This window comes from Bifidobacterium favimelis (assembly GCF_037963085.1).
Taxonomy (GTDB): domain Bacteria; phylum Actinomycetota; class Actinomycetes; order Actinomycetales; family Bifidobacteriaceae; genus Bombiscardovia; species Bombiscardovia favimelis.
In genome coordinates this window covers 610098-635820 of sequence record NZ_JBANDZ010000001.1, presented here as the reverse complement: position 1 = coordinate 635820, position 25723 = coordinate 610098, and the positions used below count along the sequence as shown (strand labels likewise).

21 protein-coding genes are annotated in these 25723 nt (G+C 64.9%); 7 read left to right on the top strand and 14 right to left on the bottom strand.

The window, feature by feature from the left end; all coding sequences use genetic code 11:
- Nucleotides 1–119: 119 nt before the first annotated feature.
- Together V6584_RS02550 and dnaG are read right to left on the bottom strand one after the other, a co-directional pair.
- Nucleotides 120–857, bottom strand: a complete 738-nt coding sequence (locus V6584_RS02550; RefSeq protein WP_340468856.1) for an HAD family hydrolase — start codon at nucleotides 855–857, stop codon at nucleotides 120–122.
- Between the two features lie 59 nt (nucleotides 858–916).
- Nucleotides 917–3022, bottom strand: coding sequence for a DNA primase (dnaG, locus tag V6584_RS02545; protein WP_340468855.1), 2106 nt, complete (start codon nucleotides 3020–3022; stop codon nucleotides 917–919).
- Between the two features lie 201 nt (nucleotides 3023–3223).
- On the opposite strand from dnaG, the gene V6584_RS02540 reads away from it, so the two are divergent.
- A complete protein-coding gene (locus tag V6584_RS02540; RefSeq protein WP_340486162.1) occupies nucleotides 3224–3727 on the top strand; it encodes a MarR family winged helix-turn-helix transcriptional regulator in 504 nt (167 codons plus the stop codon).
- A gap of 161 nt (nucleotides 3728–3888) precedes the next feature.
- On the top strand, nucleotides 3889–5397 hold the full coding sequence (locus V6584_RS02535) for an MDR family MFS transporter (protein ID WP_340468853.1): 1509 nt from the start codon (nucleotides 3889–3891) through the stop codon (nucleotides 5395–5397).
- A 38-nt stretch (nucleotides 5398–5435) separates the two neighbouring features.
- Here V6584_RS02535 and V6584_RS02530 read toward each other — a convergent pair whose 3' ends face one another.
- The 4 genes from V6584_RS02530 to V6584_RS02515 all read right to left on the bottom strand — a co-directional run bounded on the left by V6584_RS02530 (nucleotide 5436) and on the right by V6584_RS02515 (nucleotide 9755).
- Complete coding sequence (locus tag V6584_RS02530) at nucleotides 5436–6716, bottom strand: deoxyguanosinetriphosphate triphosphohydrolase (protein ID WP_340468852.1); 1281 nt, start codon at nucleotides 6714–6716, stop codon at nucleotides 5436–5438.
- Nucleotides 6717–6913: 197 nt separating this feature from the next.
- Nucleotides 6914–7372 carry an Ohr family peroxiredoxin gene (locus V6584_RS02525; protein WP_340468851.1) on the bottom strand — a complete coding sequence of 153 codons (459 nt, stop codon included), beginning with the start codon at nucleotides 7370–7372 and terminating at the stop codon, nucleotides 6914–6916.
- Between the two features lie 238 nt (nucleotides 7373–7610).
- Nucleotides 7611–8969: an alanine racemase gene (alr, locus tag V6584_RS02520; RefSeq protein WP_340468850.1), complete on the bottom strand. Its 1359-nt coding sequence runs from the start codon at nucleotides 8967–8969 to the stop codon at nucleotides 7611–7613.
- A 126-nt stretch (nucleotides 8970–9095) separates the two neighbouring features.
- Complete coding sequence (locus tag V6584_RS02515) at nucleotides 9096–9755, bottom strand: N-acetyltransferase (RefSeq protein ID WP_340468849.1); 660 nt, start codon at nucleotides 9753–9755, stop codon at nucleotides 9096–9098.
- Between the two features lie 207 nt (nucleotides 9756–9962).
- On the opposite strand from V6584_RS02515, the gene V6584_RS02510 reads away from it, so the two are divergent.
- The 4 genes from V6584_RS02510 to V6584_RS02495 all read left to right on the top strand — a co-directional run bounded on the left by V6584_RS02510 (nucleotide 9963) and on the right by V6584_RS02495 (nucleotide 14010).
- Nucleotides 9963–11246: an enolase C-terminal domain-like protein gene (locus V6584_RS02510; protein WP_340468848.1), complete on the top strand. Its 1284-nt coding sequence runs from the start codon at nucleotides 9963–9965 to the stop codon at nucleotides 11244–11246.
- Nucleotides 11247–11350: 104 nt separating this feature from the next.
- Nucleotides 11351–12142: an SDR family oxidoreductase gene (locus tag V6584_RS02505; RefSeq protein WP_340468847.1), complete on the top strand. Its 792-nt coding sequence runs from the start codon at nucleotides 11351–11353 to the stop codon at nucleotides 12140–12142.
- Nucleotides 12143–12151: 9 nt separating this feature from the next.
- Nucleotides 12152–12925: an amidohydrolase family protein gene (locus tag V6584_RS02500; protein ID WP_340468846.1), complete on the top strand. Its 774-nt coding sequence runs from the start codon at nucleotides 12152–12154 to the stop codon at nucleotides 12923–12925.
- A gap of 188 nt (nucleotides 12926–13113) precedes the next feature.
- On the top strand, nucleotides 13114–14010 hold the full coding sequence (locus V6584_RS02495) for a dihydrodipicolinate synthase family protein (RefSeq protein ID WP_340468845.1): 897 nt from the start codon (nucleotides 13114–13116) through the stop codon (nucleotides 14008–14010).
- Between the two features lie 126 nt (nucleotides 14011–14136).
- Here the strand turns inward: V6584_RS02495 and V6584_RS02490 are convergent, their stop codons facing one another.
- The 7 genes from V6584_RS02490 to V6584_RS02460 all read right to left on the bottom strand — a co-directional run bounded on the left by V6584_RS02490 (nucleotide 14137) and on the right by V6584_RS02460 (nucleotide 22341).
- Nucleotides 14137–14619, bottom strand: a complete 483-nt coding sequence (locus V6584_RS02490) for an S-ribosylhomocysteine lyase (protein ID WP_340468844.1) — start codon at nucleotides 14617–14619, stop codon at nucleotides 14137–14139.
- A 123-nt stretch (nucleotides 14620–14742) separates the two neighbouring features.
- Nucleotides 14743–16851, bottom strand: coding sequence for a RecQ family ATP-dependent DNA helicase (locus V6584_RS02485; protein WP_340468843.1), 2109 nt, complete (start codon nucleotides 16849–16851; stop codon nucleotides 14743–14745).
- Between the two features lie 70 nt (nucleotides 16852–16921).
- Nucleotides 16922–17737: an ABC transporter ATP-binding protein gene (locus V6584_RS02480; protein WP_404802619.1), complete on the bottom strand. Its 816-nt coding sequence runs from the start codon at nucleotides 17735–17737 to the stop codon at nucleotides 16922–16924.
- A gap of 47 nt (nucleotides 17738–17784) precedes the next feature.
- Nucleotides 17785–18570 (bottom strand): ABC transporter ATP-binding protein, encoded by a 786-nt coding sequence (locus V6584_RS02475; RefSeq protein ID WP_340468842.1) that lies wholly within the window; start codon nucleotides 18568–18570, stop codon nucleotides 17785–17787.
- Entirely contained in the window at nucleotides 18570–19574 is a 1005-nt protein-coding gene (locus V6584_RS02470) for an ABC transporter permease (protein WP_340469707.1), read from the bottom strand. The genes V6584_RS02475 and V6584_RS02470 overlap by 1 nt, the downstream gene beginning before the upstream one ends.
- Nucleotides 19575–19747: 173 nt before the next feature.
- Complete coding sequence (locus V6584_RS02465) at nucleotides 19748–20722, bottom strand: ABC transporter permease (protein ID WP_340468841.1); 975 nt, start codon at nucleotides 20720–20722, stop codon at nucleotides 19748–19750.
- 5 nt (nucleotides 20723–20727) lie between these two features.
- Nucleotides 20728–22341: an ABC transporter substrate-binding protein gene (locus V6584_RS02460; protein WP_340468840.1), complete on the bottom strand. Its 1614-nt coding sequence runs from the start codon at nucleotides 22339–22341 to the stop codon at nucleotides 20728–20730.
- Between the two features lie 321 nt (nucleotides 22342–22662).
- Here V6584_RS02460 and V6584_RS02455 point away from each other — a divergent pair, with 321 nt between their 5' ends.
- Nucleotides 22663–23457, top strand: a complete 795-nt coding sequence (locus tag V6584_RS02455; protein WP_340468839.1) for a type III pantothenate kinase — start codon at nucleotides 22663–22665, stop codon at nucleotides 23455–23457.
- Nucleotides 23458–23464: 7 nt separating this feature from the next.
- Here the strand turns inward: V6584_RS02455 and V6584_RS02450 are convergent, their stop codons facing one another.
- A complete protein-coding gene (locus V6584_RS02450) occupies nucleotides 23465–25609 on the bottom strand; it encodes a beta-galactosidase (RefSeq protein ID WP_340468838.1) in 2145 nt (714 codons plus the stop codon).
- Nucleotides 25610–25723 lie beyond the last annotated feature (114 nt).

The window sequence follows — 25723 nt, the reverse complement described above, 5'->3', positions numbered from 1 at the left end:
TCTGATGGGACAAGATGACAAGAGCGACACTCCGTCCGTGACATCTTGCGGCCCGCCCCCCCCCCGTTTGACAGAGCATATAAGAAACGGCAAGAGGCCAACGAAACTCGCAGGTGGGGTTACCGGGTCGCTCGAGGGAGCGGGGACCGACCCGGAAGGAACCCTCCCAGTTTCCCGGCAGTCATGCCCACATAGGTGTCGAAGGAGGCCGCTTCCGGCCCGGGCCTCCTGTCACCAGGGGTGGCACCGGTGAACGCCAGTGTTGTCGCTCCGGATGCCGCGGCGGACCTGATGCCGGTTTCTGAATCTTCCAAAGCGATGGTCTGCGCCATCTCCCCCTTCTCTATGCCGACCAGGGAGGCTGCGTAAAGGTAAGGAGCCGGATCCGGCTTCTTGGGCAGGTCGTCATCGCCGCAGACGAAGGCGGCGAAGGCCCCGTCCGGCGCCTGATCCACGAGGGCCCGGGCCATGCGGCGGGGCGATGTGGTCACCAGGACGGAGGGGACCCCCGCCCTGGCCAAAGAGGACAAGAGATCTCGGGCGCCCTCGATCCAGGGCATATGCTCCTTCTCCATGCGGGCCACCCCTTCGATGAGGAGGGCTGGGACATCTTCTGCCGGCAGTTGCAGGCCGTGCTCCCGCATGACCCGGGCGACCACAGGCAGAGGGGTCCCGCTCATCCTCCATCCCAGGGTTTCGTCCCATCTGCCGCCATATCGGCGGGCCAGGTCGATCTCGACCTGGTGCCAGTAGGGTTCCGAATCGATCAGGGTTCCGTCCATGTCCCAGAAAACCGCCCCGGGAAGGAGGGCGCGACCACCCTCCCCCGCCCTTTCCTCAAGTCCCGCTGTGCACATGGGTCCCACTATATGCGCCCGGGCCCACGGCGACCCGGCTGCAACGATGGCCCCCGGTGTCAGTCGGCGTTGCCGAAGACCTGGTTGCGCAGTTCCTTGCGGTGGGTCTCCAGCTGGGTGATCCGACCCAGCAGGTCGAACTTCTCCTGTCCATCGGGGAGGCGGTTCATCTGCCGCTTGGCTGAGGCGATCTGACGCATGAAGGTGGCATCCAGGAGGCGGACCAGAAGCTCGGAGGCATACTGCCTCTCCTCTGCGGTGGGCGGCCGCAGTTGGACCGCCGCGGCGTTCACGGGTGTCCCTCCCGCCAGTCCCTGGGAATCCGCGGCGGACCCGCCGGACCCTGCCTGCACCCGGCCGCTTTGCCCGCCCTGTTCCTTATCACCCTCCGGCAGGGGAAGGGGCATGACGGCCAGCTCGTTGATGGCCGACTCCAACATGGGACCGGCGGCCTTGGTCAGGTTGTGCATCCACAGACCCTGGGGGGTGTCGTTCCCCGGCAGGCCGCCCGCGGCCTCCACCGCCTGGAAGAGGGAGCGGAAGACGGGGACGCTGAAACTGTCGTCATCCAGCTGGTCATAAGCACTCCGGCCGACGGCTCTGGGTATCTGTATCAGGATCCCCATGAACTGCTGTTCACAGATGAAGACCGGATCGTCGATTTTGTAGTACCCCTGTTGGATGGCATCCTGATGTTCGACCCTGTGCCGCTGGGCGGGGTCGACAGACCGCTCCTGCCCGGCCTGACCGAAAGAGTCGCCGCCATAGCGGCGTTGACGTTGGGCGTAGGCATCCTCGTCATGGATCCTCAACTGCCTGCGGGCCCGGTTCACCTCGGGGACGAGGACGTCAAGATCCACCCCGATCCGTCTGGCCGTCTTCCTTGCGTACAAGCCGACCAGGGAACGGTCCCTGATCTGGGCGATGATCGGGGCCACGGCCTTGACCGCCCCCATCTGACCTGTGGTGTACTGGGTGTCGAACATGTCCACGGCCGACTTGATCACGAAGTCGTAGAGGGGGGTGGCCCCCTCGACCAGCGACCGGACCGCCTCGTCGCCGTACTTGATCCGCAGGTCGCAGGGATCCAGGTTCTCCCGGGCCACTGCCACGAAGGTCTGGGTGAGGAAGCTGCCGTCCAGGCCGAAGGCATGGAGGGCCGCCTTCTGACCTGCCGCATCACCATCGAAGGTGAAGACCACCCTTGACCCTTTGACCGGTCCCACCAGCTGGATGCCCCCCAGGGCGTCGTCCGATATGAGCCGGCGGACAATCTTGGCATGCTCCTGGCCGAAGGCCGTGCCGCAGGTCGCCACCGCCGTGGTCACCCCGGCCAGGTGGCAGGCCATCACGTCCGTGTATCCCTCGACGATGACCACCTGCCGCTTCTTGACGATTGAGTCCTTTGCCAGGTCGATTCCGTAGAGCACCTGGGTCTTCCGGTAGAGCTGGGTGTCGGGGGTGTTGATGTATTTGGCCTGGATGGTGTCGTCGTCATACAGCTTCCTGGCACCGAATCCCAGGGTGCGGCCGGTGGAATCTCGGATGGGCCAGGTCGCCCGGCCGCGGAAGTAGTCATAGATGCCCCGCTGCCCCTGACGGGCCAGGCCCGCATCCAGCATCTCCTGACGGGTGAATCCCTTGGTCGCCAGGTGGCGGACCAGGTTGTCCCATCCCCGGGGGGCGTATCCGCAGCCGAAGTGGGCGCATTGGTCCCGGGAAAAGGTCCTGCCGTCCAGGAGCTTCCTCGCGGCGAGAGCCTCCTTGGTCAGCAGTTGGGAGACGAAGTAACGTTGGGCCTCCTCGTTGGCCTCCAGAAGGCGTGAGCGCTTGGACCCCTGCGGCCGATCGGGTCCGGAGTTCTCATAGTGGAGTTCTATGTGGTAGCGGTCCGCGAGGATTTCCACGGCATCGCCGAAGTCGACGTTCTCCTCCTTCTCCACATAGTTGAAGACGTCACCACCCAGGCCGCAGCCGAAGCAGTGCCACACGCCCAGGGAGGGCCGGACGGAGAAACTTGGAGTCTTCTCGTCATGGAAGGGGCACAGTCCCATGTAAGTGCCCGAACCGGAAGGTTTCAAGGTGACCGTGTCCGACACTATGTCATAAAGGTCGGCCGTGGCACGCACACGCTCTATGTCTTCCTTCTTGATCAGTCCTGGCATACCCTCCAGACTACCTGGGCAGGGGGAAGAGCGTCGGTCAGGGCGACCGCCTGCCGGTCCGAGGGCACAGCCCTCCGGCTTGTCACACATTGCTGGGGGAAGAACGGGGAGGGTGCAGACCGGGTAGCATCCCATTTCATGCGGCTGGAGTTGACATGGGGCAAGAGAAAGTAAATACTGTAGCTTGCTACATTTTCTATGATGCAGAAGGGAAGGCGGCACATGCAGGGGATGACGAGGATGGAGGAGAATCCTGGCTCCTTGATCAAAAAGGCGAACATACTGATAGAGAAACATCTGACCAGCCAGGTCAAGGTGATCTTCCCCGACCTGACCGGCACCCAGTTCATCATCGTCTACTTCCTCTATGAGGCCGAGGGGACCAGGGTCACACAGAAGGATGTTGCCGACCGCTTCTGCCTGAGCCACCCCACCGTGCGCAGCATAGTGAAGCGGCTTGAGGCCTCCGGGTGGGTCGCCGCCCACCCACTGCCGGAGGACAGAAGACAGGTCAGGCTGTCCATCACGGACATGGGCCGCCGAAGGATGTCAGTCGACGGCCGACGGATCGCCGATGCCATGAACGGGACCAACTCACTGGCCCTCAAGGGGTTCTCTCCTGAGGAAAAGAGCCTCTTGGTCAGTTTCCTCAACAGAATCATCCACACCATGCGCCATGCCGACCGCGCTGGAACGGATACATGAGGGGCCCCACGTGGCAGGGACCGGAGTCAGCAGACCAACCGGACCGACATCCACAGGCCCCTCCTCGAGGACCACAGGTAATCGTGAAGGGGCCGACGCGGTCCCGGACCGACGGCACCGGAGCGGCGGCGATGAACAGACAAGCGGAAAGGCGAACAACCATGGTCACAGATACGGATGAGGGGAATGAAGTCATTCAAAAGGCCGTCACGCAGGGGTCCGTCCATGACAGTGATGGGGAATCGGGATCGGGACGCAATCGGGGCTTGATGATGGACACCCTCCTCCTGGGGGCCTTTCTGGCACTGATGGCCGAAACCTTCCTCAACAACGCCCTGCCGACCATCATGGCGGACTTCCACGTCTCGCAGTCGACGGCCCAATGGCTGAGCACGGCCTATCTGCTGGTTGTCGGCCTCATGATTCCGGTATCGGCCTGGGTCTTCTCCAACTTCACGTCCAAGTCCATCTACATGACCATGATCGCCATCTTCCTCGCGGGGTCCCTTATCTGCATCTTTTCCGCCGGACATTTCCCCCTTCTGCTGACCGGGAGGATCGTCCAGGCCGTGGCAGCAGGTTCCCTGATGCCCTTCATACAGAACGTCATGCTCCTCCTCTTCCCTCCGGATAAAAGGGGCCTGGCTCTGGGAGTCACCGGCCTGGTCGTGGCCCTGGGGCCGACGGTGGGTCCCACCCTGTCGGGCTTCATCCTGGAGCACTGGTCCTGGAGGGCCCTCTTCATCACCCTGGCCGCCGTCGCAGTGGTCATACTGATTGCATCATTCCGCTTTGTCTACACGGTCAACACACCCAGGCGGACCAAAATCGACGTCATGTCCATCGTCTGCTCCTGCCTGGGCTTTGGCCTGCTCCTGTATTCGCTTTCTTCCATAGGCGACTCAGGCAGGGTCTCTGTGACGGACGGCCTCCTCCTGGCAGTGGGCATACTGGCCATCGCACTCTTCTGCCGCAGGCAGTTCGTCCTCAGCGATCCTTTGGTCAATCTCCGCGTCTTCTCCAACGGCATCTTCAACCTGACCACCCTTCTGAGCACACTGAGCAACATCGCCATGGTGGGCATCGAACTGGTCCTCCCCCTTTACCTGCAGAACACCAGGGGGTCCAGTGCTCTGACTTCAGGCCTGGTCATGCTGCCCGGAGCAATCGTCATGGGACTCTGCAATCCACTTTCCGGCGCCCTGTATGACAGGATCGGGGTCAGGAAAATATCCCTGATCGGATACACAGTGCTCCTGATTGGAACCGTTCCCATGCTCTGGTTCGGCCAGTACACCAGCCTGGTCGAAATCGCCTCCTGTTACGCCCTGAGGATGGTGGGAATCGCCTTCGTCATGATGACGACCTTCACCGAAGGAATCAATGCCCTGCCGACCAGGTACACGGCCCACGGCAACGCAGCCGCGTCCACCATCCGTCAGATAGGTGGTTCACTCGGCACAGCCGCGGCAATGATGATCGTGACCCTGGGCACGTCCCAGGCAGTATCCGCCGGCTACAAGGGCGGTCAGGCCATGGAGAACGGGTACCGCTGGGCCTTCATCTTCATGGTGGCCGTCGCCCTTATCGGTCTTGCCGCCTCGTTTGCACTTTCAAGAAAGGCGACGGCTCCCACCGAAGAGAGGACCCCCGGGGCGCAGTCCCGCTGACCACCGCCGGCGCATGGGGTCCGCCCCCGCCGATCCGTTCATCCGCAGACGACGGAATGGAGGGCCAGGGCAGACCCATCGGTCAGGCTGGCCACCTGGTCTATGGCCACACGGAGGCGCTCATCGTCGTTCGCGGCCTCCTGCCAGTCCTCCAGGAAGACGTTCTCAAGGGCATCAGAGGGTGAGGGGGAATCCGCCATCATCACATCGACCAGGTCGGTCACTATCTTCAGCTGTTCATCGTGGAAGGGCTCGTGCTCGCGGGGAGCCATGACGAAATAGACGGCAATCCCCTTCAGGGCGACGATTTCATAAGCCGTCTGCCTGGGGATGACGACCGAGGCCGAGTATCTGGTCAGCGGGCCGGGCCCGTAACGCTCCCGTGTGGCCCTCTCCACGGAATCGGCGAAGCGGCCGATCAGGGAGCTGGTCATGTTCTTGAGCTGGGCCAGGGCGCGACGCGATCCGTTGAAGTGGACAGGAAGCTTGGATCTCAGCCTGCCTAGGGCTTCCAGGAGGAGATCCGGGTCCCACCTGTCCCCGTACCAGGACCGGGCCGACGCGACGACGGCATCCACAACATGGGAATCGGTCAGGGCCAGGGGGTTGAAGGATCCCACCACGATGGCGTCCTCCACATCGTGGACACTGTATGCTATGTCATCCGACAGGTCCATCACCTGGCACTCCATGGGGGTGGTCGCCGCGGGCGCCCCCTCCTTCAACCAGCGGAATACCTCCATGTCATCCGGGTAGACGCAGAACTTCGCCGTCCTCTCCCCCTTGGGATGGCTGGCTGCCTCTGCCAGGGTCCAAGGATATTTCACGGTGGCGTCCAGGGCGGCCCTGGTCAGGTTGACCCCTGCGCTGCGGCCGTCTGGTTGGAAGACCTTGGGTTCCAGCCGTGTGAGGAGGCGGAGGGTCTGCGCATTCCCCTCGAACCCCCCTATGGAGGAGGCCAGAGAAGCCAGGGCCCGTTCGCCGTTGTGTCCGAAGGGCGGGTGGCCCAGGTCGTGGGCCAGACAGGCGCAGTCGACCACATCCGGATCACACCCCAGCATGGTGCCGATCTGCCGGCCTATCTGTGCCACCTCCAGGGTGTGGGTGAGACGGGTCCGGGCGAAGTCGTCGGTACCCGCCACAAGGATCTGCGTTTTGGCTCCCAGCCTGCGCAGGGCTGAGGAATGGACCAGACGGGCACGGTCGCGCTGGAAGGCGGTTCTGCTGCTGGTCTTGGGGGGCTCCGGTGCCCACCGTTCCTCGTCTTCTGGGGTGTATCCCTCACCCCGCAAGATCCGGTCGCCCGCTTCCGCACCCATCAGCCCCTCCTCACGCCGTCTCACGGCCCATCTCCATCATTGTCGCCAGGAAGGTGGCGTGACGCAAGTGGGCGCACCCCCCCCATGAACAAAGCCGCCCCGCCGGAACCGCCGATGCTTGTTCTGGCCGGGCACGCAAACAGCGGGACCGCCTGGCAGCGGCGCTGCCACGACGGACCCGGGACTTTGAGGACCTGTCAGTCCAGGTCGTCCACGACGACCACTTCGGTGGGAACGTTTCCGGCGGTCGCCTTGGAGTAGGGGCAGAGCTCCTGGGTCCTGTCGACCAGGCGCTGGGCCAGGTCGCGGTCCACGCCAGGCAGGCAGACCTCGATCTTGGCCTTGATGCCGAAAGATTCGCCCTCGTCGCCCAAGGAGATATGGGTGCGGACCCTGCTCTGGGACAGCTTGGTGGCGGCCACACGCAGCTCCTTGCCGGCCAGGCCCATGGCCCCCTGGAAGCAGGCCCCCCAGCCGATGGCGAAGAGCTGCTCGGGGTTGGTCCCCTCCCCCTTGCCGCCCATGGCCTTGGGGGTGTCCAGGTCCAAGGAGAGGTCCGGATCATGGCTGTCGGCATGACCATTGCGGCCGCCCTTTATGTCGGCGACAGCCGTGTAGGAGATGGATGACGGTTCTTTTCCTGTATATGTGCTCATGCCTTCATCTCATCACTTGGCCGATGGAACTGCAAGGATGTAAGAGGTATCTTCACGCCGGATGGCCCGGATGTGACAGGCATCACCTTTACGACCCACCCGCTGCCCCGGATTCGGCCCCTGCCGTCGCCATAAGGCAAATCCGCCATAAGGGGGTTGCCGTCTCATACCGGCGGCCGCCTATGCCGGTCACAGGTCACAAGCCACAAGCCACAGGTCACAAGTCACAAGCCACAAGTCACAGGATGGAGGTCGGATCAAGCAGGTGCATGTCCTCGGGACGGATGACCTGCGGGGCATGCAGGTAGAGGCGGGTGACCCTGTTGCGTAGGCAGGTGAAGACCTCATAACTGATGGTGTCGGCGGCTTTGGCCCAGTCATCGGCGGTGGGCTCGCAGAATCCCTCCCCCCTACCGGGTCCGAAGAGGACCACCGTGTCGCCCTCGTGGACGCCCAGATCGTCGGACCTCCCCTTGAGATCCAGGACGCACTGGTCCATGCAGACCCTGCCGGACACCCTGACCAGGCGGGGGCCCTGGACTGTCATCAGGCGGACCGGACCGCCCGGATGGTCCACGCCCAGGGACCCCTCATGATCGAAACCGGAGGCGGACCGATGGATGCCGTCCGCGTACCCCAGGGGGAGGATGGCCGTGCTGGTGGCAGCCTGGGTGAAGTAGGTCCTCCCATAGGAAACGCTGTGTCCGCCATCCAGGTCCTTGACCGTGCCCAGCTGTGCCTGAAGGGTCATGGCGGGCTTGAGCCCGTAGTCCGAGGAAACCCCCATGGAGGGATCGGGCTCGTATCCATACAGGCCGATGCCCGGTCTGGTCAGTTCATAATGTATTCGAGGGCGTGTGAGGGTGGCGGCCGTGTTGGCCAGGTGGCGGATTTCCGGCTTGAGCCCGCAGGCCGCCATACGGCGGGCGAAGCCGTCGAAGGAACGGATCTGGTCGTCGGTGGAGGCCACAAAATCCTGGTTGTCGGGCATATCGGCCACCGCCAGGTGGCTGAAAAGGCCTATCACCTTGAGCGAGCCTTCGGCGGCGTGACGGGCCAGTGCCTCCAGGGCGCCGTCAAAGGACCGGGGGGTGAACCCGTTGCGGCCGAAGCCCGTGTCCACCTTCACATGGACCCTGGCCGGCCTACCCAATCGCCTGGCGGCCGCGGCGATGGCCTCGATTCCGTCCAAGGACCCGACGGCCAGATCGATGTCGTCGGCGATCAGGTCTTCGAATGGGGCCGCCGCCGCGTTGTACATCCAGGTGAGCACCCTGCAACGGTCCGGTCCGATGCCGGCCCGGCGCAGGGCCAGGGCCTCACGGGCCTGGGCCGTGCCCAGCCAGGTGGCCCCGCCGGCCAGGGCGGCCAGGGCTGTGGGTATGAGGCCGTGCCCATAGGCATCCGCCTTCACCACCCCCATGACGGCGGTACCCCCTCCGGGGCCGCCCACCCTCTTGACCAGGTGTTCCATGTTGGCCTTCAAGGCGGCCAGGTCGACGATCACCTGACCCGGGTAGGCGCCCAGGGCGCGACGGTAGTTGTCCCGTCCTGCAGAGGAAGAAAAGTCCCACCGGGGGGCTGCACTCAGACTCATGCCTCCATTGTGCGGCCCGGTCCGGTCCGGACCGGGCCATCGGCCCTCACCCTGACGATATCGGCACGTTCCGGTCTGCCGGCCCATCGGCCGGCAGACCTTGGTGGGGGGAATCCGCAGCCGTCATCAGGCGTGGACCAGACGACGCTCGGCGAGGCGCGAAGGGGCGCTTGGCACCAGGGTCCGGCCGTTCCACTGGTATGCCACCCTGACGTTCTCGATTTCGTCGTTCTCGGGCATGATGATGTTGCCGCACCTGGTGAATCCCTGGGATTCCAGGATGTGCTGCATGGCGTGGTTCTTCAGCCCGGTGTCGCAGCGGACATTGCCGAAGGTCTTCTTGCTCCAGGTGAGCAGGTCGGCTGCGGCGTGGCGGGCCAGGCCGGAGGAAGCCACCCTGTGGATCGTGGTGTAAGGCAGGTCGTCAAGCCAGTCGCCGTCGATGACCTTGTAGTCCGGATCGGGATCGTGGAAGACGGAGAAGATGCCGATCACCCTCTCGTGCTCCCCCCTGCGTTCCCTGAGGACCGGAGGGTCGTAGGGGACGTCCGGGGACGGAGCGGGGATGTCAGCGGCATCGTCCACGAGGAGGATGGTGTGCCTCCCGTCGATGTCCTCGTGGATGCGCTCGGGCAGGGGATACTTGGTGCCCCACTGGCGTGGGTTGCCCCCCTGGATCATCTTGAGACGGGCGTATGAGTAAACAGATGCGATGGTGTCGTAGTCCTCGTCGGTTGCGTGACGGAACCAACGTGCGGCCTTTTCGTACTCCTGCAATTCGGACACCTCATTTCTTTGCCGGATCCGCGGGGCCTGCCCCGCGATTGCCGAAGCAAGAGTGTAACGTTTTGGCAGTTGAAGTGAGGCCCGTACGCACAGAGCGAAGGCGGGAATAAAAAACGACTGCATGACAGCTTCCCCTTGGAACCTGACCGACAGGTCAGCGCCCCGTCTAAGATGTAACCGAACCATAAACGAGGCGAAGGAGCCCATATGAGCACCATCACGGGGATACGAACCTACGATTTCCGCTTCCCCACCTCCGACACCCTCTCGGGGTCGGATGCCATGAACAAGGACCCTGATTATTCGGCCGCCTATGTGGAGATCTCCACCTCGGCCGACGACGGTATCGTGGGATGCGGATTCGTATTCACGATCGGCCGGGGCAACGACGTGGTCTGCGCGGCCATCGAGTCCATGTCCCGGACCCTGGTCGGTCTGGAGGTCGAACGTCTCCTGGATGACATGAAAGTCGCCTGGGACCTTCTCGTCCACGACTCCCAGCTGCGCTGGCTGGGACCGGAGAAGGGTGTGGAGCACATGGCCATCGGCGCCCTCCTGAGTGCCCTGTGGGACATCAAGGCCAAGCGGGCGGGCCTGCCTCTGTGGCTCCTCCTGGCCCGGATGGAGCCCGAGGAACTGGTTTCGACCCTGGACTTCCGTTACATGACCGATGCACTGACTCCCGGCGAGGCCGTGCAGATCCTCAAAGAGGGCCAGAAGGGCAAGGAGGAAAGGATCGAGGACATCCGCCGCAATGGGTATCCGGGTTATTCCACCGCCGCCGGATGGCTTGGTTACAGCGACGAGAAGATGACCGCGATCGCCAGGGAGGAGACGGAGGTCAAAGGGTTCAGGCAGATAAAGCTCAAGGTGGGGCAGAATCTGGATGACGACCTGCGCCGCCTGGACCTGGCCCGCAGGACCATCGGGCCGGACGTCCGCCTTGCCGTTGATGCGAACCAGGTGTGGGACGTGCCCCAGGCCATCGATTGGATCAACCACTTCCACGACTTCGACCTGGCCTGGGTGGAGGAGCCCACCAGCCCCGACGACGTGATCGGGCACGCCACCATAGCCCGGGCCATCAACCCCATCCCCGTGGCCACCGGGGAGCAGATGCAGAACAGGATCATGTTCAAGCAGTATCTCCAGGCCGACGCCTTCGGCATCATGCAGATCGACGCCACCCGGGTGGCGGGCCCCCAGGAAATCGTCATGGAGTACCTTCTTGCCCGCAAGTTCCACAAGCCCGTGTGCCCGCACGCAGGGGGGGTGGGCCTGTGCGAGGCGGTATGCCACTTCGCCATGTTCGACTATGCGGCCGTCTCATGCACCAAGGAGGGACGGATGATCGAGTACGTGGACAACCAGCACGAATATTTCGTCAATCCTGTCCGGATCGAGCACGGGGACTATCAGGCCCCGGTCGCCCCCGGCAACGGGGCCCAGATGACGGTGGAAACGGCCCGAAAGTACCTCTACAAGGGTTGAAACCGGTGCCGGCCGAGGGAAAGCCGGACGGAAGTGACGCGGCCGGTGGAAACGGTCCGTACCGCGGAAAACCAAGCAACACATATGACAAGTCAGGAGACAACATGGATCTGCACATGAAGGACAAGGTCGTCATCGTCACAGGAGGGTTCAAGGGGATCGGCCGGGCCATCTCCCTCGAACTGGCCAGGGAGGGGGCCATCCCGGTCGTCATCAACCGTGACGACGATGCCCGCGTCACCTTCGACAAGGCGATCGAAGAGTATACGGACGACTATGAGGTCTACACGATGGACCTGAACGAGACAGACCGGATCGCCCCCGTCGTCGAGGAGGTCTACGCCAAATACGGCCATGTCGACGGAATCGTCAACAACGCCGGGGTCAACGACAACAAGGACCTGGAGACCACGGACTGGCGGGACTTCGAGAAGTCCCTGCACGGCAATCTCACCCATTACTATGAACTGGTCCATGCGGCCTGCCCCCACCTCAAGGAGAGCCGGGGGGCCGTGGTCAACATCTCCTCCAAGACCGCCCTCACCGGGCAGGGGAAGACCAGCGCCTATGCCGCCGCCAAGGGCGCCATCCTGGGACTGACCCGTGAGTGGGCCGCCGCCCTGGCCCCCGACGAGGTCAGGGTCAACGCCATCGTCGTCGCCGAGTGCTGGACCCCTCTTTATGCCAAGTGGATCACCACCTTCGGCAGCGAACAGGAACAGAAGGAACGTCTCTCGCAGATAACCGACCGGATCCCCCTCGGCCACCGTATGACCACCCCCGAGGAGATCGCCGACACGACGGTCTTCCTCCTGTCCGACAGGGCTTCGCACACCACAGGCCAGTGGGTCTTCGTGGACGGCGGCTACGTCCACCTGGACCGGGCCCTGGCCTGAGGGGGCATCATGGGAGAAGGGCTGCAGGTCATCGACACCCACTTCCACATGTGGGACCCGCAAATCCAACGCCTGGACTGGTTGAAGGGGATGGGGCCGCTCATACGGCGCTGGACCGTGGACGACCTGGCTGCGGAGTATGAGGCCCTGGGCGTCGACTTCCTGGGCGGGGTCTACGTGGAGGTGGATTCGGCCGACCCCGGTCAGGAGGCCCGCCTCCTCAGCGAGAACAAGGACCCGAGGATCCTGGCCAGGATGCTCCGGTCCCGGGTCAGCCCATACATGCCGGTCCCCATCAACGCCACAGGAATCCGCGAGCCCCTTCATACGGCCGACCAGCCGCGCGGCCGCTGTCTCCAGCGCTCCTTCATCGAGGGGCTGGAGGCCATGGCCGACCGGGGGATCCCCTTCGAACTGTGCAACAGGGGCGGGGAGCTGACCGACATGGCCCGGGCCTTCGGCCAGGTGCCCCAGGAACGTGTGATCATTGACCACCTGGGCAACATGCCCGATCTCAGCCCCGAAAGCCGCAAGGCCATGGAGGCCCTGGCCGGTCTGCCGGAATGCTATGTGAAGGTGTCGGGGGACGACCCGGTGGACCCCGGCATCGTCCGCTTCGTGCGTGACGCCTTCCCGCCGAACCGCATCCTGTACGCCTCCAACTGGCCCGTGGTCAACCGCCGTTCCTCCCTGGCCGCCCACTTCCGCAGAGTGTTCGACATCTTCGGCCCGGACGAGGGCTTCTTCCGCGACAACGCCCAGAGGGCCTATGGAATCCCGTAGAGTACCCGGGGTCCGCCCTCCAGAGGCAGGATGTATTGCAGGTCCCTCCTACGGATGGCGGACCTGACAGGACGGAAGCAGGCCACAGGGGGAATGGAACCGGGCGGCGGGTTGATGAGCCACGACGGGGAGAAATCATGACAACGATTGATCGAGACAGGGACGTACCAGTACAGGGAAGGGAAAACATGAAGGAACAAGCAGCCATCTTCGAAGGGATTTTCTGCCCCTCCATCACCATCACCAGGCAGGACGGAAGTGTGGACTACGACCTCTGGGGCAGGCACCTGGATCACCTGGCCCAGGCGGGGGTCGACGGCGTCCTCCTCTTCGGCAGCATCGGGGAGTTCTACGCCATCGATCCGCAGACCAAGAAGGAGGTGGTCGACTTCGCCGTCAAGCGCATAGGCTCCCGGATGAAGGTCTTCGTCGGCGTGGGCGACACCGATATGGACCGGGTGCTGGACCTTGTCCACCATGCCGGACAGGCAGGGGCGGATGCCGTGGTCGCCGTCAGCCCCTATTACTTCGGACCCTCCCCCCAGGCCGCCGCCCGGTACTTCGACCTGGTGGCCCAGGCCAGCGACCTGCCGGTCATCATCTACAACTTCCCTCCCCGCACGGGCACGGACCTCTCCCCTGAACTGGTGGCCGACCTGGCCGCCAGGCATGAGCGGATCGTCGGGATCAAAGACACGGTGGACAACATCAGCCATACCCGCAAGGTCGTGGCCGCCGTCCGGGAGGTCAACCCCCGTTTCTCCGTCTTCTCCGGCTTCGACGAGTACTACCTGGTCAACCGGGTCTGCGGGGGCAACGGGGTCTTGTGCGGACTGACCAACGTGGAACCGGAGACCTTCGTGTCCATGCACAAGGCCTACCAGTCGGGCGACTACGCAACAGCCATCAGGCAGGCCGAGCGGATCAACCGCCTGATGGCCATCTACGACACGGCCGACCTCTTCATCTCCGCCATCAAGGGTGCCGTCAGACTCAAGGGTCTGCCCATCGACACGGGAATCAGGGAGCCCGCCGTCCAGCTGTCAGACGCCCAGATGGAGGCCATAGGAAGCATCCTGGGCTAGTCACCTGGGTTGGTTCCCCCTCGATCAATCGACAGGCAGGTCACCTGTTCCATGCGCGGATCCCAACGCCTGGAACAGGTGACCTGCCTTATGTTTGACCACCCTGATGCCCTTGGAGGACGGGACTCAGACCAGCTTGCGCTCGTAAGGGTCGGAGCTGATGCCGGCGGCCACGATGTCACGGCTCCACTGCTTGGCGGAGAAGAGGGAGTGGTCCCTGTAGTTGCCGCAGGAGGTGATTTCGGTGCCGGGGACATCGTCCCAGGTGGCTTCGTTGGCGATGAACTCCAAGGACTCCTTCAGGGCCTTGGCCACATCCTCGGTGGAGTGGCGCCCCCATGCCAGGAGGTGGAAGCCGGTCCTGCACCCGAAGGGGGAGCAGTCTATGTAGCCGGGGATGCGCTCGCGCAGGAGGACCGCGATGGTGTGCTCGATGGTGTGCAGTCCGGCGGTGGGGATGGCGTTCTCATTGGGCTGGACCAGACGCAGGTCGTAGTTGGAGATGATGTCCCCCTTGGGTCCCTTCTCCTCATCGATAAGACGCACGTAAGGCGCCTTCACCTTGGTATGGTCCAGCTGGAAGCTCTCGACGACAGGCTTGTCCGTCATGTCTTGTTCCTTTCATTTGACAGTGTTCCCGTACCCCCATCGTAGGCTCAAGCCCATATCTGGCGGGGCCTTTCACGCCATGTTGTGGGAAGGCTTCCCTGAGCCGGGACTCACGGCATGGCCTCACGACTTCCTGATGACCTCCATGAAACGGGGGCCGTAGACCTCCAGCTTGTGCTCGCCCACCCCGTTGACCTCGAGGAAGGCCGCATCATCCGTCGGTTTCAGCCGGCACATGTCACGCAGGGACTTGTCGGAGAAGACGATGTAGGGGGGCTTGCCTATCTCACGGGCTATCCGGGTGCGCAGATCCTTCAGCTCCTGGAAGAGAACGGCCTGATCCCCGGTAAGGTCCTCAACCGACATGGTCTCACCCGCCCGGTCCCTGCCCTCCGCCTGGCTGGCAGGGCCGGTGGTCCTGCCGTAGACCGCTCCAGCATCATCAGCCGGACGGCCCCCTTCGCCCGAAAGGACGGTCCCCTGGACCCGCTTGATCTCGTAATGGAAATCCGGGGTGACGGTGCGCCCTGCCAGCGGGCCGAAGTGGACCATGGGCAGACGGCCCTCGGTGATGGTCAGGTAGCCGTCGGAGGCCATCTGATTGAGCACGTCCCTGATCCTGCCCTCGGGCACCTGGGCAAGACTGCCATAGGATGGGCAGCCGTCCAGCCCCCTTCTGAGGAGGTCCTGGGATCTGGACCCCTTGAGTATCTGCACGATCTTTCCAGACCCGAAGGCCTGGTTGACATCGTGGACGCAGCGGCTGACGGCCCTTGCCACATCGCTCACATCCAGGGTCTCGAAGGTGCTCATGCAGTTGGAGCAGTTCCCGCAGCCCCTCCCCTCGGCCGTCGGTTCCTCCGGACCGCAGCCCGCAGCAGATCTTCCGCTCCGGCTGCGGCCCTGTGACCCGGCTTGTGCCGGAGCCTCCCCTTGGTCCTCTTCCTCTTCCCCGTTCTCCATATCGGGGTGGCCCACGCAGACGACGGCCCCCCGGTCGGCCTCCGTGGGGGCCAGGCCGGCCGCCGCACGGTCGACCTCCTGGCCGAAGTAGCGCAGCATGTATTCGTGCAGGCAGCCGGTCGTCCGGCAGTAGCCGATCATGACGTTGAGAAGGCGGCGGTGCTCGGCCCTGACGGCCTCGGCCTGTTCGCCGGTCAGACGGTCGTTCCCGCTGTCCATGTCGAGCAGTCTCCGCCTGGTGACGATGTCCCCCTCGTTCCACAGGAGGGTGCAGCGGGCGGGCTCGCCATCCCTTCCGGCCCTGCCAGCCTCCTGATAATAGGCCTCGATGCTCTCGGGCATGTTGTGGTGAATCACGTAACGGACGTTGGACTTGTCTATCCCCATGCCGAAGGCGTTGGTGGCGACGACCACCTGGATCTCGTCGTTGACGAAGTCCCTCTGGGCCCGTTCCCGGTCGTCCGCGCTCAGGCCGGCATGGTAGGCGGCGGCCCCGATTCCGGACCTGTTCAAGTCATCGGCCAGGGCCTCGGTCTCCTTGCGGGTGGCGCAGTAGACGATGCCCGAGTCTCCGGGGTGCTCGTGGGCGTAGCGGGTGATCCACCCGTTCTTGTACTTGGTCTGCAGCTTGCGCACGTCGAAGAACAGGTTGGGTCTGTCAAAGCCGGTAACGGCGACGTACGGGGTCTTCAGCCCCAGCATGGCGACGATGTCCCGCCTGACCTTCTGCGTGGCGGTGGCCGTGAAGGCAGCCACGACCGGGCGGTCGGGCAGCCCCTTGATGAAGTCTCCTATGCCGAGGTAGGCCGGTCTGAAATCCTGCCCCCACTGGGACACGCAGTGGGCCTCGTCGACGGCCACCAGACCGATGCCCGCCCTGCTGGCAAAATCTACGAAACGGGGGGCATCCAGGCGTTCGGGGGCCACATAGAGCATATGACACCGGCCCTGGGCGGCCTGGGCCAGGGCCAGGGACTGTTCTTCGGGGGTCTGGGTGGAATTGATGAAGTCCGCATGGATGCCGGCATCTTCCAGGGCATCCACCTGGTCCTTCATCAGGGAGACGAGGGGGGATATGACCACGGTCAGCCCGGGAAGTAGGGTGGCGGGGATCTGGTAGCAGATGGACTTGCCTGCCCCGGTGGGCATGACCCCCAGGCAGTCCCTCCCTTCCAGGATCGCCGAGACCAGCCCCTCCTGCCCCGGGCGGAAGGATTCGTAGCCGAAGTACTTGTGCAGGGCCTGCCGGGCATCGTCCAAGTTCACCATATGAACCAGTCTATGGCCGGCTCCAGGTCGCCGCACCGCATGTACGCGATGTGCGCACCCCCTCCGTCCGTCAGCAGTCCAGGGAGGCCGCCTCGATCAGCCTTCTGGTATAGGCCTCCTGCGGGTGGTCCAAAACCTGCCCGGTCGTACCGGTCTCCACGACCCGGCCCGAATGCAGGACCAGGATCCTGTCCGCGATGTGCTGGACCACCCCCAGGTCGTGGGAGACCAGGATCATCCCCATGGCCTGGCCCTCTTCCTGCCTGGCCTGCCGGCGGGCACCGGCCATGACGGACCGGAGGGTGGACAGGATCTGCACCCTGGCCGACACGTCGATGGCGCTCATTGGTTCGTCGGCCAGGAGAACCCGGGGCCGGCTGATCAGGGCCCGGGCTATGGCCACCCTCTGGGCCTGCCCGCCCGACAGGTCGACCGGGTACCTGTACATGTATTCGTCCGGATCCAGGCGGACCTCGGCCAATATCCTCCGGACGGCCCCCTCAAGGTCTTCACCGCCGCGCCTCCGACCGGCCCTTGCAGTCAGGGGTTCGGACACGGACCTAGCCACGGTCCAGCGTGGGTCCAGGGAACCGAAAGGGTTCTGGAAGACCACGGAGGATTCGCGCCGCAGGAGGGAAAGCCCGGCGGAGCCGGGGGCGACCTCCTGCCCCCGGTAGACGACCCTGCCCCCATCCGGTCTCAGACTCCCCAGGAGGAGCCCGGTCAGGGTCGTCTTCCCCGACCCCGACTCCCCTATCACAGCCAGGCACTGGCCGGGCCCAAGGGTTATGGAAACATCGTCGACGGCCTTGAAATCCTCCCCCGAGGCCGTCCTCGCCGGGAAGGACTTGGTCAGATGATCCCCTTCAAGCAGGGGGACATCCACTGGCCCCGCAGTGCCGGAGACGCCAACCACGTACTGACCGCCTTCGTTCACGATTCCATCCCCCTCCCGTGCAGGCTCAGTTCCCGGGCGGCATCGGCGAGCCGGCGCCCCTGTCGGGATGCCGGGGCCGTGAGGATGTCGTCCGTCCTCCCGGCCTCCACCACCCTCCCCCCGTCCAGTATGTATGAGCGTACGGCGGCCCGGGCCAGGACGGAGAAATCATGGGTGATGAAGAGGAGGGAGGAGCCGGCCCCGTCGACCAGGCGGACCAGGAGGTCGACGATCTGGCGCTGGGTGATCGAGTCCAGGGCCGTGGTCGGCTCGTCCGCCACGATCAGCCTGGGCGAGGTGACCAGGGCGGCGGCTATGGCCACCCTCTGCTGCTGACCGCCGGAGAGCTGGTGGGGATAGGCCCTGGCCAGGGCGGGGTCAAGACCGACCCTGTCCAGCATGGCCAGGGCCCGCCGCCGACGCTCCTGGGCCGTCAGGCGGTAGTGGAGCTTCAGGGGGAGCTCGACCTGGCGGCCCACCCTGGCCACGGGGCTCAGGGCCCTGGCGGGATCCTGGAAGATCATCGCCATGCGGGACCCCCTCAGGTCGGCCATGGAGGCGTCGTCGGACCCGACCACCTCCAGGCCGTCGACCAGGATGGACCCTGTCAGGCGGGCCGAAATCGGCTGCAGACCCATGACCGTCCTGGCCAGCATGGACTTGCCCGACCCTGAAGACCCGATAAGTCCCACACGTTCACCGTCGCCGACCCGGAGACTGACACCGTCCAGGATGGTGCTGCCTGATAGGACCATCGACAGGTTCGTGACCTCCAACGACATCAGCCCTCCTCCTTCCGCCTGGAACCGGAACCATCAGGCTGGATTTCAGCCGGCCCGGTCTCAGTGGGAGCGACAAGACCGGACTGGGGCAGACCAGACCCGGGCAGACCAGACCCGGGCAAGGCGGCCCAGGCCGCCCTCCCCTTGGCCACTTGAGCCCTCTCCCTCGCAGCCTTGGCCACGGCCTCCCGCAAGGCCGGGTTGGCGACGGGGTCGGCCGCATCCCTCAGGCTGTCACCGAACAGATTGAGGGCCACGACCGCCAGGGTGACCACCAGGCCGGGCCAGATGACCGTCAGAGGGTAGATGTTGATGAACTTGACCGAGGTGGTCAAAGAGTGCCCCCAGGAGGGCAGGCCCGGGGGGACCCCGATGCCCAGATAGGTCAGGCCGGACTCCGCCAGTACGGCGGTCCCGGCCGACATGGAGAGTTGGACGCTCAGGACAGGTGCCAGGTTTGGCAGGATGTGGGTCAGGAAGATCCTCCCCCTGCCAACCCCGTCGGACAGGGCCGAGCGTACATAATCAGAGCCTGCCGCCAGCAGGGCCTGGGGGCGGACGATGCGGGCCAGGTTGAGCCCGTAACCGAAACCGCAGGCGACGATGACCACGGCCATCCCCGGCCCCAGGGGGACGGCCAGTATGAGCGCCAATAGGACCGTGGGCAGGGATATGAGGGCGTCCACCAGAACCACAACCCCCTGGGAAACGGCCAGATGGGGGGAGATCATCCCCGCCACCAGGACCAGACCGAGCAGGGCCGAAAAGAGCACGGCCAGGAGGCTGATGACCAGGTTGGTCCCGCTGCCGGCCATGAGCCAGGAGAGGATGTCGGCCCCGGTCCCGTCCGTGCCGAGGATGTGAGACCGGCTCGGCCCCCGCCAGATCCTGTAACCATCGGTCTCCCATAGGGAGACCGGGGTCCAGAAGATGGATACCAGGGAGACGGCCAGCCAGAAACCAAGGACGACCAGGGAGAACCTCCCCTGGGCCGTGTGCCACATGCTGCCCAGCACCACCCTGAACCGCCCCTTCCACCCCAAGGGGTCAAGAGGGCGGGACGGGCCGCCACCCCGTCGGCCATCCGCCCCGGTCCGGCGGCGGGGTCCGGGCCGGCCACCGATGCGGCCCACGGGGCCGTTCGGTCCTTGGGTCGTTTCATCATCAGGGAATATCATCAGGCCACCTCTCCTCTCGACCTGTCCCGCAAGCGGGGGTCGATGAGTCTGTGGACGGTATCCACAATCAGTCCGATGGTGAGGAAGAAGGCCGCCAGGAGGAGGAGTTCACTCTGCACGGCCACCAGGTCCCTGTCGCCCACATCGGTCACAAGCATGGTCCCAAGGCCGGGCAGGCCAAAGAGGTTCTCGCTGACCATGACCCCGGTGACCATCTCCGCCAGGGTCAGGCCGACCACGGAGACCAGCTGGGGACTGACGGTCCGCAGGCCCGTGGTCAGGGCGGCCCTTGTCCTGGTCATTCCGGAGGCCATCGACAGGTCCACCCTGCCCGACGAAAGGACATCATCCAGCAGGGAGCGTGTGTACCGCGTGATTCCCGCCGCCACGATGATCCCCACGGACAGGGCGGGCAGGACCAGGCTGGCGAATGCGGGGCCCGGCCTGCCCCACCCGTCCACGGGGAACCCCTGGGAGGGGAGGATTCCTATCAGCCCCTGCCCTTTGGAAAAGAGGAGGATCAGAAGAAGGCCCGACCAGAGGGCGGGGACCGCCCCTGCGACGATGGCCGCCATGTGGGCCAGGGAGCGAAGGGCCGGTCTGACGGCCAGGGCGGCTGCGCACCCCAGAGGAAGACCGATGGCCAGGGCCACGGCCAGGCCGCACAGGATGAGGGGAAGGGTGACCTGGGCCCTGAGCCCGACCAGATCGGTGATGGACCGGCCCGTCAGGATGGATGTGCCCAGGTCCCCTTTCACGACGCCACCCACCCAGTCCAGATACTGCCGGGGGTAGCTCCTGTCCAGACCGAGTTGTGAGCGCAGCTCCTGAACACGGCCGGGGGGCGCATTCACACCGGCCATGACTGAGGCCACGTCCCCCGGCAGGATGCGCAGAGCCGCGAAGATGACGACGGAAACGACGGCCAGGGCGATGGCGAAAAGCGCCAGACGCTTGACGAGGAACCTGAACATGCCTCTCAACCCCTCCGGTAGGTCAGGGACCACAGGGGCAGGAGGCTCTGGTTCAAATTGACGGGGAATCCTTCCAACCCCCGCCTCCAGGCCGTGGTCACCCGGTAGTTGAAGAGCCAGTCGGCGGCGGCATCCTCGCTCACCTTCCGGGCCGCCTTGGCCAGGAGGCGGTCCGAACGGCCATCATCCAGGGCCTGCATGGCCTGGTCATACAGGCTTCTGACCTCTGCGTTGTCGTAGTTGTAGTAGTAGTCGGGGTCGGCCCACTGATAGAAATCGTGGCTCTCGCCGTGGTCCACCAAAGAAATGTCATACTGTTTGTTGGCGTGGACATCCTGGAGCCAGACCGGGAATTCGACCACCCTCACATCGAGCTGGATGCCCACCTGCCTGAGCTGGGAACGCAGTTGGTCCCCCAGCTCGCTCCCATACGTGTTGGCATAGGTCAGCCGGAGCCGGAGGGGATGCCCGCTCCCGTACCCGGCCTCCTCCAGGAGCCGCCGGGCCCTGGCGGGATCATGGGGGTAGAGGCCGGTCAGGTCCTCGTAGCCGGGGTCCAGGGGCGGGATGGGTCCGCCCAGGGCCCGGTCGGAACCACCTCGGGAGGCTATGAGCTGATCGTGGTCGATGGCATGGCGGATAGCCTGCCTGACCCGCCTGTCGGACGTGGCCTTCCCCTTCCCGTTGAAGGCCAGGACGTACTTGTCCGTGTCCTCCCCGGCCCTGACGGTGAAGTCGGGGTCCGAGCGGAAGGGCCCGGCAAGGTTCTCGGTGATGGGGGCCAGCACCTGCACGTCCCCTCCGCGCAAGGCGTTGACGGCGGCGTTGTCGTCTGCGAAGTACTTGATATGGATTGTGGCCGTCCGCGCCTTTTCCCTCCCCCAATAGTGGGGGTCCGCCTTGAGCACGACCGAGTCGTTGGGGCGGAAACCCTCTACCAGGTAGGGGCCGGAGCCGACCGCCTGGGTCTTCCTGTCATAGTGGGCCTGGCGGTCGAAGACCAGACCGGCTCTTCCGGAAAGCTCCCAGAGGAGGTTGCGGTAGGGCCTGTCGAGGGTGAGCCTGACCGTATGTGGGTCCACGGCCTGGACGGACCGGTACCCCTTGAGCATGTCGCTGCCCTGGTAGTGGTTGTCCATGAGGTCCTTCAGGGACCAGACCACGTCGTCGGCCTCCAGGGGATGCCCATTGGAGAATCTGACCCCCCTCTCCAGGTGGAAGACATACACCCGCCCCTCCTCCGACAGGTCCCAGGAGGTGGCCAGGGAGGGGATGACGCGGTTGGCCTGGTCACGGGCCACCAGCCCCTGGTAGACGTTGCCGATGAGGAGCTGATCCAGGGCCGTGCCCGACTGATTGCGGATGTCCAGATTGGCCGGGGGCAGTTTCAGCCCTATGCCGATCGTGTCGGCCAGCGGACCGTCGCCCCCTCCCCCCTGACGGGACCAGTGGCCTGTGGCCAAGGACGCCACGAGGGCCAGGGCCAGAAGCAGGGAGAGGACCTTCCAGGGACCGGCCCCTCCCCCGGACCTCATGGGCCTGTATCGCCCGTTGAGCTCTTCGTCCGTGCCGGGACCCGGCAGGACGTCGCCCGCGCCGTGGGCCGTCACAGGACCCATCGGCCAGGTCCCCTCCTGGCCTCGGCCCCCTGCACCATGCGGGGCCTTGTCCGGATCCGCCCCGGTCGCGCTGTGAAACACATGCACGCCGTCATTCCTACGCTTCATTTGGTCATTCCTCTGTAGATGCCTGCCGGGCAGGAACTCAACGGTTGACCGCCGACTGGGGTCGGTCACCGTCTCCCAGCATAGACCAGGCCTTTGTCCTCCCCCGCCTCCCCGCCCAGGCCGGGCAGTGTGGGGCGGACCCGTCGCAGGGCTAGGATTGGACCGGACATAATCGTACGCGGATGAACCCGTTTTCCTGCAAGGGAGGCAGCCATGCTGATGGCCGTCGATATCGGCAACACGAACATCGCCATCGGTTTCCTGGAGGGGGGCCATATCACCGGGACCTACCGCCTGACCACCCAACAGGACAGGACGGCCGATGAATACGGCATCCTGATCACCCAGCTCCTCTCCCTGAGCGGTTATGGCAGGCAGGATGTCGAGGACGTGGTCGTGGCCTCCGTCGTCCCCGAGGTCATGCACTCCTTCCGGGCCAGCCTGGTCCGCTTCCTTGACATCGAGCCCATGGTCGTAGGCCCCGGCATCAAGACCGGCATGAACATACGCCTGGACGACCCCAGATCCTTGGGGGCCGACTGCCTGTGTGACTGCGTGGGGGCATACTTCGTGTACGGAGGGCCGGTCCTGGTGGCCGACTTCGGCACCGCCACCACCTTCAATTACGTGGATGGGCAGGCCGGCATCCGTTCAGGCCTGATCACCGTGGGAATCAGGTCCGGGGCGGCCGTTCTAGCGGGCAAGACCGCCCAGCTCCCCCAGGTTGAGATCACCAAGCCGGGCACCATCCTGGCCACCGGGACCAGAACGGCCATGCAGGCCGGCCTCTACTACAACTTCCTGGGCGGCCTGGAACGGATCGTGGACCAGTTCCGCAAGGAAATCGGCGGGGACTTCAAGGTCGTGGCGACCGGCGGCCTGGGGTCCATCTTCTCGGACGAAACGGACCGGATCGACATCTACGACCCCGACCTCATGTTCAAGGGGATGGCCCTGATCCGCGAGCGCAACCGGGAGGACCGTCCAGGCGGTCTTCGGACCGCCTGAGGACGGCTCAGACCCTCAGGACCAGGACCCCGTTCGGTTCCACGATTCCGCGGCCTCCTTCTTCGACCCTGGCCAGAGAAGCCGCCAGGCAGTCACCTTCCAGCTGTGCGCCCACCGCATGGTGGGTCCGGTTGAAGAGGAAGACGAAGCGGCGGGACCCGTCATCCGTCACCCGCTCCACCCGCATGATGTCACCGGGCTTCCCGGACTCCCCCGCAGTTCCGACCGAGCCGTCCCCTTCGGCTGCCCCGGCGGTGTTCCGGCCTCCGGCGCCCAGGCCTTCCACGCCCAGGCCTTCCAGGATCGTCGGCAGGGTCAGTCCGATGCCGTCACGGCCCAGCCGACAGCCCACATAGGCCGCTCGGCCGCCGCCCAGGCCGTGGACGGTCACCGCCGGCGACCCGTCCATGCCCGTCCAGGGCTGAGCCTTGTACGAAACGAGGACCTCGGTCCCCTCGTCCAGGGATGTGATGACATCCGCCCAGTCGTGGGCCAGGGCCCCGTTGTCCAGGTCCAGATGGTCCAGGGTCCCGTCGCCCTCGGCCATGGGGGAGAACTCCTCCACCCCTATGCCGACCACGTCCCTTATCGACCCTGGGTAACCCCCCAGCCAGACCCGGTCATTCCTGTCGCTGATTCCGGTGGCGTAGGTCACGATCAGATGACCGCCGCCCTTTACGTAGTCCCGAAGCCTGCGGGAGTCCTTCTCATCCAGGAGGTAGACGGAGGGCAGGACCACGAGGGGGTAGGAATCCCAGTCAGAACGGACGGGGACCAGGTCAGGGGTTATTCCGCGGTCCAGGAAGGCCTGGAACCAGGGCATGGCTTCATCAGCATGGCTGAGCCTGCAGGTGGGGGTGGCCGTGGGTTCTGTGGCCCACTGGCTCTCATAGTCGAAGACTATCGCCACCTGTGACCTGGCCAGGGTGGTCCCGGCCAGCCCCTGCGAGGAAAGACCCTTCAGGTCGGCGCCCAGTTCGCACACGTCCCTGAATATCTGTGTGTCCTGCCCGGCATGGGGGACCATGGCGGAATGGAACTTCTCGGCCCCGGCCTGGGACTGCCTCCACTGGAAGTAGCAGATGGCATCGGCGCCCAATGCCAGATGGGCCAGGGCATCCCTGACCAGCTGACCGGGCTCCTTGCGGAAGTTGACCGGCCTCCAGTTGACGGCCGAGGTGGAATGCTCCATGAGCCACCAGGGCCTCCGGCGGGATATGCCATCCACCAGGGAGGAGGAGAAGGCCAGCTCGTCCAGGTGACGGCGACCGGGCTCGAAGTAGTGGTCGTTGGAGACGAAGTCCACCGATTCCCCCCAGTCGTCATAATCCAGGTTGGACCCTCCGGCGCTGACCATGAAGTTGGTGGTCACAGGGATGTCCGGGGTGATTTCGGAAAGGACGTCCCGTTCCGCCTGGTAGAAGGCCTTGAGGGCGTCCGAACTGAAGCGCTTGAAGTCGAGCAGGCGGCCCGGGTTCTGGAAGTTCCCCCTGCCGATGTAGCGGGGAGGGATGATCTGGCTGAAGTCGTTCAGCCGCTGGGACCAGAAGGAGGTCCCCCAGGCGCTGTTGACGGCTTCTATGGTCCCGTACTTCTTCCTGCACCACTGCTGGAAGGAACGCATGGCGTCGTCGGAATAGTCGAAACGGTTGTGGCAGCCGTACTCGTTGCCCGCATGCCAGGCCACGATGTAGGGGTTGTCCTTGTAATGTCCGGCCAGGGCCCGGCAGAGGTCGAGGGCGTACCTGCGGAAGACGGGCGAGGTGGGCCTCCAGTGCTGGCGGGCGCCCGGCCAGACGACATCACCCCGCTCGTCCTTCCAGAGGACCTCGGGGTGGGCCTGGGTCAGCCACATGGGCGGGGAGGCGCTGGCGGAGGCCAGGTCCACACCTATCCCGGCACGGCCCAACTTGTCGATGATCCGATCCAGCCAGCCGAAGTCGTATTCGCCCTCGCGGGGCTCGATGGCCGACCAGGAAAAGACGCCCAGGGTGACCACGTTGACCCCGGCCTGCCCCATCAGGCGGACATCCTCATCCCAGACCTCCTCGGGCCACTGATCGGGGTTGTAGTCGCATCCATACCAGATCCCCGGCCTGTCCCCCTTGAGTGGGCGCGGCCAACGGTAGGGTCTGCGTTTTGACTTGCTCATGAGCTGAGAACCTCCTTGTTTCCTGTCCGACCCGGTCACCAGACCCATTATCGTCCGTCGAGCCGACCGAAGGCGGGTCGCCGACCTTTCCTCCCAACCGGTCCGGATCGGCTC